Raw genomic sequence first — 11,612 nt, 5'->3', positions numbered from 1 at the left:
TCGGAAGCGTCGCCACGCCCTGCCCCGGCTCAATTGACAGGAAATAGACAGACGCTACCAGACACACGCTATCCGGTCAGCGCTTTCCGATATCGGTCACAGTAGTCTCGGGGTGAATACCCCGTGTGCCTGGAAAAGAAACGTGAAAAGTAGGCCGGATCGGAAAAACCCAGTTCAAAGCAAACCTGCGCCACGGGTTTATGCGTGTAAATTAAATGTCTCTTGGCCTCCTGAATGAGGTGGCGATGTATATAGGTAGAAGGGCCGGCACCAGTGAGCGCCTTACAGACACGATTCAACTTGCGCTCATTGATCGACAGTAAACGGCAATAGCCCGAAACCCGCATATGGCCGGTGTAATATGTATCAACCAGTTTCCGGAATGAATCAAATATCTGGACATAGTGGGAGCTATCCCCCGTCATCACTCGCTGTAACTCCAGATTGCGCCCCAGATGGATGAACACCAGTTTCAACAAAGCGGCAACTATCTGTAACCGGCCTGGTGCCGAAAAACGATACTCGCGCTCGATATCCTGCAGGTAAGCAACAAGCGGGGTTTCCTGGGGCAGCGGGCTGGACAGCCGGCAGATGAAAATTTCATCCAGAAGCTTGCTTATCCAGCTCCACTCATCTCCGTCACATGCCTTGCGAAGAAATCCGTCAGCCACCGTGGTAACCAGCCCCCGGGCAGACTCATCATACTGGAAACCATGCACATGGCCCGCGGGAACGACGAGAATACTCGGCGCCTGCAAGGTCAATTGCTGGGTTTCCAGGCGGGTCTCGATGGAGCCGTCCAGCAGCAGGAAGATTTGATGGAGACTGTCGTGCCGGTGGGGTTTGATTTCCCAATTATATTCTTTTATTCGGCTGAACAGCTTGCTGGCATGAACGAATTCCAGCTCTTCGGCGGCTTCTGACTCACCGTACTGGTAAAAGTGGGGAATGTTGTCTTGCATGACCGATGCGTTGCGCGGTTTGTCCGAATTGTACAAGAAAAATGTGCCAAGCATCCATTCTAGACCAGCCGGACTCTTTCTATGATGCGGGAATAACATCCCCCGCTGGTCGCTCATCTACGCGGCCTGACAACCCGAACGACGGAGAATACCATGACAAAGCTGGGCGAGAATACAATTGGCGCATGCGGTTTACCGCCGTTCTTCGAGGTGGCCAATCCCTCCGAGATGGGAATATCCGCGCCGGAGAACAGGAAGGGCGACGCATTGCGTACCTTTATCCACTCTCTCTCGGGTTTTCAAAAGGAAGCCCTCGTCACATCGGCACGCACCGGCGCCACCTGGCGCCTGGTGTCCGATGAGGGCGCCTACCTCAACGGGCACGACGCCGCTCCCTGTCCGCTGGCCTTCCTCACCACGGGGATGATATCGAGCTACATGAATGAAATACTGGCCCTGGCTCGCAAGCAGAACGTCGAGATACGCAAGCTTAAACTCATCCAGGACAACTACTACACCATGAAAGGCTCCATGCTTAAACGTACCATGATAGGCGGTGCCGAGCCGGTGGAACTCACGGTGGAAATAGATTGCGGGCTCGATGACGGCGAGCTAGGCACATTTCTAGCAAATGCGATTCACGCATCGCCACTCAACGGATTGATGCGCGAACAGCTCGATAGCCTCTTCAAGCTGTCTAAAAACGGGCAGGAGCTGCCCACCGCCAGGGTTGCGGAGATGAAAGCCCCTCTGCTGCGAAACCCAGTTGAACTGGTCGATACAGTAGCGGCCAAATTCTCGGATCTGACACTGCTGGAATCCGTCGGACCAACCCCCAAGAAGGACGTTGCCAAGGGCACCTCGGAAAGCGGATCCTCCCTGGCCTCGGAGCAGGATCGCCGCTTGAATATCGGCGCAATCGCCACGCTGCGGGAAGACGGCATCAAGGAGATTCAACAGATGACCTATTCTCCCTACGGGACCAACTTCTGCCTTCTATCGGAAGAGGCGCCTGTCAATGGGGGGCATGGCCGCGCTCCGGATGCCTATACCTACATATCCGCGGGTATTGGCTTTTGTTTCATGACTCAGTTTGGTCGGTTTGTGGAAATACTGAAACTCGACTTGCCGAAATACCAGATTCTTCAAGACACCCATTTCTCGCTGGGAGGCGCATCCGGGGATACTGGCAAGGCAGGAACGGCGGATCCGGTTGAAACGCATGTATATCTGGAAACTTCCGAGCCCGATAGCATGGCCCAGGAGATGTTGGATATATCGGAGCAAACGTGTTTTCTTCACGCGTTGTGTCGAAGTGAGTTGAAAACCAGGCTGAGAGTCAAGAGAGCCTAGCGGGCCAATCTCGATAATACAGGCTCGCTCCAGTACCGTTAGCGAGCCCCTGATTCAGCGGCCGTTCCGCCCGGTGGTTGCGAAACAATCCGGCTGCCGGGCCAGGAAGGGGAAAAACTTGGTGTCCGTATCCAGCAACTTCATGAACCCGGACACGCCCAGGTCCGAAATCAGGTGCAATTGCTCCAGAATCGCGTCCAGGCTGGCGCGAAAGCGCGACTCCTCCGCGGGGTCCAGCAACTGCAGGTAGTTGTGTATCTTGAGGTCGAACTCCAGACTCTCGAAGATGATACAGCCGGTGTGGCTGATGGTGTTCAAAACGGCCAGTTGGTCCAGGATGGGCCGCGGCAGCTCCAGCATTTCATCCGGGTCGTCGCCGTCCTCGAAATAGGAATGGAGTTTACTGCCGGTGCCCTCGGGGGGGAGCTCGCTGACCTCGTAGGGAATGTGCATGCCCGGTGTCACCCGGAAAGGTTCGTCGCGGGCGGCGCGCTCAATGTGCAGGGTATTGCGGGCGTCGAACATGCAGCTCTTGAACACACCGGTTTTACTGATCGCCCGCCCCAGGTGTACCACGTTGTTCACCGCGGAGGTGAAGGCGGGATACAGCTCTGCGTCGTAAAGGTTGAGGTTTGAGTCGATGTGCATGCCCCGCTCGCTCCAGTGAATGGCCAGCCCGCCGACCACGGGGTAATGTCCCAGGTGGCTCACGGCGATCACAAAGGCCTTTTCCGTATCGCCCATGCCCTCCAGGTAGTTTTTGTAATAACGATCGAGCTCCGTCGGGTCCACGTCGGCAACCAGTTTCTCGGGCATTTCCTGGCGCAGGAAGGACTTGCGCGAGCTGTACACCACGCTGTCGATATCACGTGCTCGCGGGGCCTGCCAGACGGGAACCAGTGGCGGCTCCTCGCGCGGCCCCGTACCGCCACCGGGAATCACGATCCGCTTCATGTAGCGCATGTTGTCGAGAAAATAGTCCCCGGCGCGGTCCCGCAGTGCAGGATCCGGAGACAGCAGATTGGCCAGGGTGCGGGCGAACTCCACCGGCAGCCCGAGGCTGGTGGGTGTAATCACCGCGCTGCCAAAACGGCTGGACTGTCCCGAGGCCAGGGCGTACAGGGTGCCGGCCACGCCCTGCTCGTCGAAACGCGGCGATGACAGGCCGCCGCGAAGCTGCTCCTCGCCGATAAAGTAAATGTCGCCCAGTTTGGCGTTGGTTTGCTGCAGGTCCGAGGACAGGGCCACGAGCCCCACCGACCCGGCAAACTGCCGGTTGGCGTCCTGCTGCGCGAACACCGCGGCGCCCCAGTCGATCAGCGCGACTTCCTCACGCTGCTCGTCGAAAACCACGTTGGAGGGTTTGATATCGCCGTGAATGATCGGCGGTCGATCCCGCCGTCGCGCTTGCTCGCGCAGCGACCGGAGAATGTCCGCCAACTGTGTGGCGATTTTCAGCACCAGCCGCGGTTCCACGCGGCCGCGCTTCAGGATGAGTTCCTGCAGGTTGATGCCGCGTGCCCGCTCCATCATCAGGATCGACTGCCCGCGCACCCGCTGGAATTCCAGATAGGCGGGAATGTGCGGCAACGCCACCTGGGAGAGCATATAGGCCTCTTCCTCCAGGCGATCCTGCACATGACGCGGCAGGGTGATACGCGCGAACTTGAATACGTACTGCCGCTCGCCGGTCCTATCGCCGCGTTCGCGGCCGGCGAAGACGAAGCCGTAGGCGCCCTTGCCGATAATCTCGATCGCCTCGTAGCCCAGCAACCGCAGCTGCTCCTCGCACAGCGCCAGCCACTGCTTGAGTTTGCGCGCGTCGCGCTGGCTGAGCAGGTAGATCGACTGCTCTTCGTTGATGTAAAAATGCTGCAGACCACGCCTGCCGCCGCTGCCTGCCACCTCCTGCAAATTCATCTCCGCGACCAGCCTACACCGACACGTTCAGCGCATTGCCGCCAGCATCGTCGAGGGTTCCTCCAGGAAGCCCTTCCAGGCATTGCTGAAACGCGCCATGGTGGCGCCGTCGATGACGCGGTGATCACCCGACCAGCTCGCGGTCATCAACTGCCTGGCCACCACGTCCCCGCGCTCGTCGAATCGCGGCAGGCTCTGGACTTTGCCCAGGGCGACAATCGCCACTTCGGGTTTGTTGATAATCGGCGTGGCCACGGTGCCGCCCACGGCCCCCACATTGGAGATGGTGATGGTGCCATCGCGCAGGTCGGCGGGGTCCACCCGCCCCTCCCGGGCAACGTCGGTCAGGCGGTTGAGCTCACGGGCCAGTTCCAGCAGGGTCAGTTCCTGTACGTTTTTGACATTGGGCACCAGCAGCCCCACCCGGGAGTCCACTGCCATGCCGATGTTGTGACTGGCGATATAGCGCAATTCGGTGCAGTCATCGTTGGGACGGCTGTTGAGTATCGGGAACTCGTGCAAGGCCAGCGACAGGGCTTTCATGAACAGCGGCATCATGGTCAAGCGGACCTCGCGCTCCGCAAAGCGCTCCTTGAGCTGGCCGCGCAGCTGGATCAGTGCCGTAAGATCGATCTCGTCGACATAGGTGAAATGCGGAATGGTCGCCACCGCCTCGGTCATGGCCCGCGCCATCACCGCCCGTGGACCGCGGATCGGCTCCACCCGGTCCTCGGCGGCGCTGGACGACGCAACGCTTTGCGGCGACTCGTCCCGCCGGGACAGGTAGGCCAGTACATCCTCTTTCAGTACCCGGTCGTTCTTGCCGGTGGCGGGAACCTGCGCGAGGTCCAGATCGTGTTCGCGGGCGATGCGCCGCACCGCAGGGGTGGTCAGTACCTTGTCGCCGCGTTTGGCGGGCGCCCGCGCCGCCTCGGGCTCCGCGCTGGTCTCCGCCGGGGCTGTCCCCTCGGCGGGCGCCGTGGCCGGAGCTCCGGAAACTTCCTCGCCGTTGGCGTCGTCCCGCTCCAGGGCAAACAGGGGTTGGTGCACACGGGCAACCTCCCCCTCCGCGTAATAGAGCTTGAGGACTTTGCCGCTGTGCACGGAGGGGATCTCCACCATCGCCTTGTCGGTGCTCACCTCGGCCACCGGCTGGTCCTCGTCGATGTGATCGCCCTCCGCCACCAGCCACTGGACGATCTCGCACTCCACGATGCCCTCGCCGATATCGGGCAGAATAAAATCGGTCTTCATGCCGGCTCTCCGGTTCCCGTTGCGCTCAGTAATTCAGACTGGCCTTGATGGCGTCGAGGATTTTCCACTGGTCGGTCATGTATTCCTTCTCGTTGGCCAGGGGAAAGGGCGTGTCCAGGCCGGTGACACGGGCTATCGGCGCTTCCAGGTGGAGGAAGCAGGTTTCCTGGATACTGGCGCTGATCTCGCCGGCGTAGCCGCCGGTCCGCGGCGCCTCGTGGGCGATCAGCAGGCGTCCGGTCTTGCGCACCGATGCCGCCACCCGGTCCCGGTCCCAGGGCAGCAGGGTGCGCAGGTCGATCACCTCGCAGGCGATGCCCTCCTCCGCCGCCGCCAAGTCCGCCGCCTTGAGCAGGTACTCCATCTGCGCCCCCCAGCCCAGCAGGGTGATGTCCTCGCCCTCGCGGACCAGCTCCGCCTCGCCCAGGGGGAGCGTGTACTCCTCGTCGGGCACCTCCCCCACCGCGGCCCGGTACAGTCGCTTGGGTTCGAAGAACAGCACCGGATTGGGGTCGCGAATCGCCGCGGTCAACAGCCCCTTGGCCTGCCGTGGGCCACTGGGCACCACCACCTTGAGGCCCGGGGTATGGCAAAAATAGGCCTCGGGCGACTGCGAGTGATACAGGCCGCCCGCTATGCCGCCACCGTAGGGCGCGCGAATGGTCAGGCCCGCCACGTCGAACTGGTTGCCCGTGCGGTAGCGGAACTTGGCGGCCTCGTTCACGATCTGGTCAAAGGCGGGAAAGATGTAGTCGGCGAACTGGATCTCCGCCACCGGCACCTTGCCCTGCGCCGCGAGGCCGATGGCGAAGCCGGCGATACCCTGCTCGGTCAGGGGGGTATTGAAGCAGCGCTCCCGGCCATACTTTTCCTGGAGGTGGCTGGTGGCACGGAACACCCCGCCGAAACCGCCCACGTCCTCGCCCAGGCAGATTACCCGCTCGTCCGCCGCCATCGCGGCGTCCAGGGCGGTGTTGACGGCCTGCAACAGATTCATCTCAGCCACGACTCACACTCCCTTGCCGGCGGGATAGTGTTCGGCATGCCGCCGCACATGCTCGCTCAGCGCCTCGATCTGCTCGCGCAGGTGCCATGGCGGCGTGTCGTAGACATCCTCCACCAGCGCCGCGAGCGGCGGCTTGGGCTCTTTCTCCTCCGCCTTGAGTTCACTCAGGACCTCGCCGCGATAGGACTCCAGGGCCGCCTTCTCCTCGCCTTCGCTCCACCAGTCACGGGCGTAGAGCCACAGGCGCATGCGCGCGATCGGATCCATTTCCCGCCAGCGATCCTCCTCCTCCCGGCTGCGATAGCCGCTGGGGTCGTCGGAGGTGGAGTGGGCGCCGAGGCGATAGGACATGGCCTCGATCAGCACCGGCTCGAAAGACTCGACGGCGATGCGCCGCGCCGCCACCGAGGCGGCGTAGACCGCCAGCAGGTCGTTGCCGTCCACGCGGATGGTCTGCATGCCGTAGCCGACCCCGCGAGAGGCTATCCCGTCGCCGGCGTATTGCTCGGCGGTGGGCGTGGAGATGGCGTAGCCGTTGTTGCGGCAGAAAAACACTACGGGGCACTTCAATACCGCCGCCATGTTCATGCCGGCGTGGAAGTCCCCCTCGGAGGCCGCGCCGTCACCGTAGTAACACAGGGTGCAGTGGCTCGCGCCACCACCGGCTTTGCCGGCGTCCAGTCGCTGGCCGTAGGCGTATCCCGCCGCCTGGGGAATCTGTGTCGCCAGGGGGGAACTGATGGTCATGAAATTCAGCTCCCGGGTGCCGTAGTGGACCGGCATTTGCCGCCCCTTGCCGAGGTCGTTGCGGGTGCTGAGCAGTTGGGTCATGAACTGGCGGGCGCTGAAGCCGCGAAAGCGCAGCGCCGCCTGCTCGCGGTACTGGCCCATGATCATGTCGCCCGGATCGAAGGCCGCGACGCTGCCGGCGACCGCCGCCTCCTCGCCGGCGCAGGTCAGGTAGAAACTGAGCCGGCCCTGGCGCTGGGCCGAGGTCATGCGCTCGTCGAGAATGCGCGTAAAGATCATGGTGCGATAGATGCGGACCGCCAGGTCCCGGGACAGCTCCGGTTCCTCGGCGCCCTCGTACAGCGACCCGTCGGCGCGCAGAATCTCCAGCGTGGGAATCGGCAGCTCGCTACCGGAGATAAACTGCGGGCGATGCACGCTGCGCTTGCTGTGCTTCATAGTCAACTCCCTGCTTCGGACCACTGCCGGTGGTCCGCCTCACCATACTATAGTAGCTGAGGAAGGAGTAGTTGAAGCGAGATGCTATCTATCCGCCAAATAGTCGATGATGGCCCGTCGCAGCGCGGGGTCCGCCACGCCCTGGAAGGCCATGTAGTTGCCGGGAACGGTCTCGGCGGGGTTTTCCAGGAAGCGGTCCAGGTTTTCCGTCGTCCACAGGATGTCGGCCCCTCCCAGCGCTGGCGAATACATAAAACCTTCGGCGGAGCCGGCGGAGCGGCCGACGATGCCCGTCAACGACGGACCGATGCCGTGGGCCGTTGGCGCGGATACCGCGTGACAGGCAGCGCAGACGGCGAAGGCCGGGGGCTGGGAGCGCGCGGCCCCGGCACCCGCGGCGAGGGTCGCCAGCAACAGGTATTGGATAATTCTCATGCTCGTATCCTCAATTGGCGGTAAGGGGCGCTGGCTGCGAGTCCCGGTCGGCGTCGATACCGGGGCCGGCCAGGCCATTCACCAGGCGCTGCCGGTGAACAGTGGCGTCCGATAGCGGGGCGCGGCGCGCCCGGGCGATATCGCCGGCCCGATAGGGCCTGAAGTCGGCGGGAATGCCAGCCGGATCGTAGGTGCGCAGGATCCAGTTGAGCACCGCGGCGGTATCGCCATCGCTCAACAACGACTGCGCTACGCCCGGGACCCGCGCCAGGTAATCCCGACCCGACGGTGCCGCCAACAGCCCGCCGATGACGCCCGTAAAGCGCGGTATGAATCCGGGTTGACCGGTGCCATCCGCCTTGTGACAGCCTTCGCAGTGCAGCTGGTAGTTCATCGCCGCACCCAATCCCGACGGCGGCCCCTCCGCGGCGACCGCGGCTAGCGAGACCGCCAGCCAGGCCGCGTGGATCGAAAAAAACAAGCGCAGTGCGCGCATGGTGAACCTCCCCTACTTCGCGACCTCGGCGACGGACATCAGTCGCGACACCGTGCAGTTGTAGGTGCTGGACACGCCGCCGTAGCACCAGGTAATCATGTTGGTCCGCTGAGGCAGGTAGCGGGGCGTGGCGCCTTCGTCCCTGTCGCAGGCACAGCGCCCGCACTGGGCCGCGCCGCAGCAATCGGTATAGGAAATCACATAGTGCTTGCCGTCGGCCGGGTTTCGGCAGGTACCGATCCAGGAAATCGGCGAGGGCTCGGTTCCCGGCGGGCACTTGCTGGATGTACCGCCACAACAGCTGCACAGGTAGCCGTTGGTGCCGCAGTAGGCCCAGTAATCGCATTTTTGCGGGTCGTTCCAGTTCTGGGGTGAGCGGTCTTCGTTGATCGCGGCGCCCTCGGCGAAACGGGCGACCGGCAACAACGGCAGCATCGCCGCCCCGGCCATCCACTGCCCCAGGCGCCCCAGCAGTGAACGGCGTGAGATACGCGAGGCCAGGTCCCGACTCGAGTGTTCCACTGCCCGGTCCATCCAGTTGTTATCGTTCATTGTGATACCTCGTAGTTTGCCGGCTGTCTGGCCTGAGCAGAATCTGCGACCGGCGAGAACTCAGTTACTTTTTGTTGCCCCAGGTATTCCTGAATGGAGGCGACGCCTCTGCGCTTGGCCTCCAGCAGGCTCTCGATGTGCTCGCGGCTGTTGGTCAAGCCCTGGGCAACCAGGACACCGTGCTCGTCCAGCAAGACGCCATAGGGCAATTTGCCCACCTGGAACCGCATGCCCAGTTCCGGTGACAGCACGAAGGAGTACTGCTGCAGGCGCTTCTCACGGCGCAGGCTTTCGTAGTCGCGCTGGCTGCCATCACCGGCGAATAGCACACGCAACCACCGCTCCTCGGCAGCGCCAAGTGCCTTGATCGCGGGAATCAGTCGCTCGCAGACCGGGCAGTCGGGCGAGACAAACATGATCAGGGTGCTGCGACCACCGCTATCGGGAGCACCGACCCGCAGCGACTCGCCATCGGTGGTCAGCAATTCGAGCTCGGGACTTTTCTCGCCCTGGCCCATGCCGCTGCCCAGCATCAACGCGCCTGCCGGGGCGATACGCTGGTGGATTACACCCACCTGGCGGATGATGGCCAGGTTGACCAGGGCCAGTCCCAGCAGCAACACCCACTGCAGTACGACCGCCACAATTACTGCTATTTCCATTCTTATTCCTCCGCCAGGCTGTGGTTTAGGGCCAGCGTCGCGTTGACGACGCTGTAGCCAAGGGCGGCAACCGAGGTCGCCGCAAGAATCGACAAGACATCCAATGCCACCAGCGCGCGGGACGTCACCGGCAGCAACATCGTCAGCGCCGCGATGGCGAGCGCCACATTGCGATAAACCAGGCCCATTGAGATAGCCTGGCGCGCCGCGCCCCAGCTACAACCGCAATCGAGCAGCCTATGCCCCCGCCGGATATTGGCCGCCATTGCCAGGGCGTAAGCAAGAAGCGGCGCGGCCACGGCCACCGCCCTGGGAACTGCCCCCACCGGCAACAGGCAACACAACAGCGCGAGCGTTTCTGCGAGGACCACCAGGCTGGCCAAAGTGTGAACCGCCCATGGCGACCGTATCCCCAAACCGCGCAGGTAGCCGCGCAGGACACCGGTGAAGCGCGGAAAATCCGCCAGTTTGTGTGCGAGTGCCTGTGCGAACAACAGGCCGAAGCACAGCGCCAGTAACGTGTACAGTAGTGGATCCATAGCGACGGCCATCTCCTAGCGCACCGGCTGCAGCTGGATGGGGACACCGGGAATCGACAGCTCCCGCAGCACTTCACCCGACTCCGGATCCATAATCGCCATAACAAACGCCCAGAACGAAGCAACGTACAGGTAGGGTCGTTCTTGCGCCTGGCTTATTGCGATGGTGGTCGCTTCATTGGCCAGCGGCAGGCGCTGCAAGAGCCGCTGCGTGGCAATGTCGAACACCCAGATTTCCGTGCCGCCCTTGCGGTGGAAATCGGCGCCACCACCCTTAATCTCGAGATCCGAGTGATGCATCGCCACATAGAGGCGCTGGGAGCTATCGTGCACCGATACCGGCTGCATGGTGGCACCGGGTATCCACCTGCCGCTTCCGCCCTCGAGATACACCGGCCACGGTTCCAGCGCCCGCGGCTCTTCGCCGCCAATGTCCAGGGTATGGACCATGCCCAAGTGGGACACGAAGTACCAGCGATCGCCGGATCGGGTCCCGGAACCGTGCAGGGGATCCCGGGACACGTCAAAGAATGCGGGGTAACGACGCCGCTGCGACTCCTTACCCTGATCGTTGAGTTCCACCAACAGGGCACTGCCATCCCCGCAGAGAGTGAAGAAACGCCGCGGCCCCGCCGCCATCACATGGTGGCAACCCGCGGTTTCGATCTCTCCGACGTAGTGGCCGTTTTCCATATCCGCCACACCCACCGAGGATGCCGGGGTGGTGAACTGAACCAGCAAAAACCGGTCGTCGTCAGTCAGTGCCGTATGGTTGGGATCGGGCCAGCCCCTGACCGCCTTGGCGGGCACAATTAACTCCGCCAACGGTTGCAGGGTCCTGGCATCGTAAGTGGTAATGGCATCGGTACGATCGCCACGGTAGCCCCGGGACATGTACATGGCGTGGTTGTAGATCACATTGCCACCACGGGGTATGTCGAGTTTAATCCCTTCCCACCCCGTCCCAAGCATACCGAGTAGCTCGCCGGAACCGGCGTTGAACAGCATCGCGCGCCCGTAGTGGCCCTGCTGGAAATCGCCGACCCACAGCCACTGCTCATCCGCGGGTTTATCCTGCAGTACGACGTTTTCCAGCGGTTCGGGCATCGCGGGCAACTCCGCCGCGCCGCTGGTTGTCGACAGTGCCAGGTAAAGCCCCGCCGCCAGTAGACACGCCTGACCGGGCGCTTTCTTGATCCTGTTTGCAATTTGCATAGCTTTTCCGCCTTGTGTTTCGTGGTGGGT

12 protein-coding genes are annotated in these 11,612 nt (G+C 62.5%); 1 reads left to right on the top strand and 11 read right to left on the bottom strand.

The window, feature by feature from the left end:
* Positions 1-68: 68 nt before the first annotated feature.
* Positions 69-1,079, bottom strand: a complete 1,011-nt coding sequence (locus JYP50_RS13405) for a helix-turn-helix domain-containing protein (protein WP_206561052.1) — start codon at positions 1,077-1,079, stop codon at positions 69-71.
* Positions 1,080-1,115: 36 nt separating this feature from the next.
* Between JYP50_RS13405 and JYP50_RS13400 the strand changes: the two genes are divergently transcribed.
* A complete protein-coding gene (locus JYP50_RS13400; RefSeq protein WP_206561051.1) occupies positions 1,116-2,315 on the top strand; it encodes an OsmC family protein in 1,200 nt (399 codons plus the stop codon).
* 54 nt (positions 2,316-2,369) lie between these two features.
* On the opposite strand, the gene JYP50_RS13395 is transcribed toward JYP50_RS13400, so the two are convergent.
* From JYP50_RS13395 to JYP50_RS13350, 10 genes are all read right to left on the bottom strand, one after another.
* Positions 2,370-4,235 (bottom strand): protein kinase domain-containing protein, encoded by a 1,866-nt coding sequence (locus JYP50_RS13395; protein ID WP_206561050.1) that lies wholly within the window; start codon positions 4,233-4,235, stop codon positions 2,370-2,372.
* A gap of 27 nt (positions 4,236-4,262) precedes the next feature.
* A complete protein-coding gene (locus JYP50_RS13390; protein WP_206561049.1) occupies positions 4,263-5,489 on the bottom strand; it encodes a 2-oxo acid dehydrogenase subunit E2 in 1,227 nt (408 codons plus the stop codon).
* A 25-nt stretch (positions 5,490-5,514) separates the two neighbouring features.
* Entirely contained in the window at positions 5,515-6,486 is a 972-nt protein-coding gene (locus tag JYP50_RS13385; RefSeq protein ID WP_241263149.1) for an alpha-ketoacid dehydrogenase subunit beta, read from the bottom strand.
* A 12-nt stretch (positions 6,487-6,498) separates the two neighbouring features.
* Entirely contained in the window at positions 6,499-7,683 is a 1,185-nt protein-coding gene (locus tag JYP50_RS13380) for a thiamine pyrophosphate-dependent dehydrogenase E1 component subunit alpha (protein ID WP_241263133.1), read from the bottom strand.
* An 84-nt stretch (positions 7,684-7,767) separates the two neighbouring features.
* Positions 7,768-8,118 carry a c-type cytochrome gene (locus tag JYP50_RS13375; RefSeq protein ID WP_206561046.1) on the bottom strand — a complete coding sequence of 117 codons (351 nt, stop codon included), beginning with the start codon at positions 8,116-8,118 and terminating at the stop codon, positions 7,768-7,770.
* Between the two features lie 10 nt (positions 8,119-8,128).
* Complete coding sequence (locus JYP50_RS13370; RefSeq protein WP_206561045.1) at positions 8,129-8,614, bottom strand: hypothetical protein; 486 nt, start codon at positions 8,612-8,614, stop codon at positions 8,129-8,131.
* A 12-nt stretch (positions 8,615-8,626) separates the two neighbouring features.
* Positions 8,627-9,166, bottom strand: coding sequence for a methylamine dehydrogenase light chain (locus JYP50_RS13365; protein WP_206561044.1), 540 nt, complete (start codon positions 9,164-9,166; stop codon positions 8,627-8,629).
* Positions 9,163-9,828 (bottom strand): methylamine dehydrogenase accessory protein MauD, encoded by a 666-nt coding sequence (mauD, locus tag JYP50_RS13360; RefSeq protein ID WP_206561042.1) that lies wholly within the window; start codon positions 9,826-9,828, stop codon positions 9,163-9,165. The genes JYP50_RS13365 and mauD overlap by 4 nt, the downstream gene beginning before the upstream one ends.
* A 2-nt stretch (positions 9,829-9,830) precedes the next feature.
* A complete protein-coding gene (locus tag JYP50_RS13355) occupies positions 9,831-10,367 on the bottom strand; it encodes a MauE/DoxX family redox-associated membrane protein (RefSeq protein WP_206561041.1) in 537 nt (178 codons plus the stop codon).
* A gap of 15 nt (positions 10,368-10,382) precedes the next feature.
* Positions 10,383-11,582 (bottom strand): amine dehydrogenase large subunit, encoded by a 1,200-nt coding sequence (locus tag JYP50_RS13350; protein WP_206561040.1) that lies wholly within the window; start codon positions 11,580-11,582, stop codon positions 10,383-10,385.
* Positions 11,583-11,612 lie beyond the last annotated feature (30 nt).

This window comes from Parahaliea mediterranea (assembly GCF_017255185.1).
In the GTDB taxonomy this organism is placed as follows: domain Bacteria; phylum Pseudomonadota; class Gammaproteobacteria; order Pseudomonadales; family Halieaceae; genus JAFKCZ01.
This window is presented reverse-complemented; position numbering and strand designations above follow the sequence as displayed.

What these genes read in the sequence shown, in the direction of transcription:
- JYP50_RS13405 (WP_206561052.1), bottom strand. Translation starts at nt 1,079, where the DNA reads ATGAGCGACCAGCGGGGGATGTTATTCCCGCATCATAGAAAGAGTCCG.
- JYP50_RS13400 (WP_206561051.1), top strand. Translation starts at nt 1,116, where the DNA reads ATGACAAAGCTGGGCGAGAATACAATTGGCGCATGCGGTTTACCGCCG.
- JYP50_RS13395 (WP_206561050.1), bottom strand. Translation starts at nt 4,235, where the DNA reads ATGAATTTGCAGGAGGTGGCAGGCAGCGGCGGCAGGCGTGGTCTGCAG.
- JYP50_RS13390 (WP_206561049.1), bottom strand. Translation starts at nt 5,489, where the DNA reads ATGAAGACCGATTTTATTCTGCCCGATATCGGCGAGGGCATCGTGGAG.
- JYP50_RS13385 (WP_241263149.1), bottom strand. Translation starts at nt 6,486, where the DNA reads ATGAATCTGTTGCAGGCCGTCAACACCGCCCTGGACGCCGCGATGGCG.
- JYP50_RS13380 (WP_241263133.1), bottom strand. Translation starts at nt 7,683, where the DNA reads ATGAAGCACAGCAAGCGCAGCGTGCATCGCCCGCAGTTTATCTCCGGT.
- JYP50_RS13375 (WP_206561046.1), bottom strand. Translation starts at nt 8,118, where the DNA reads ATGAGAATTATCCAATACCTGTTGCTGGCGACCCTCGCCGCGGGTGCC.
- JYP50_RS13370 (WP_206561045.1), bottom strand. Translation starts at nt 8,614, where the DNA reads ATGCGCGCACTGCGCTTGTTTTTTTCGATCCACGCGGCCTGGCTGGCG.
- JYP50_RS13365 (WP_206561044.1), bottom strand. Translation starts at nt 9,166, where the DNA reads ATGAACGATAACAACTGGATGGACCGGGCAGTGGAACACTCGAGTCGG.
- mauD (WP_206561042.1), bottom strand. Translation starts at nt 9,828, where the DNA reads ATGGAAATAGCAGTAATTGTGGCGGTCGTACTGCAGTGGGTGTTGCTG.
- JYP50_RS13355 (WP_206561041.1), bottom strand. Translation starts at nt 10,367, where the DNA reads ATGGATCCACTACTGTACACGTTACTGGCGCTGTGCTTCGGCCTGTTG.
- JYP50_RS13350 (WP_206561040.1), bottom strand. Translation starts at nt 11,582, where the DNA reads ATGCAAATTGCAAACAGGATCAAGAAAGCGCCCGGTCAGGCGTGTCTA.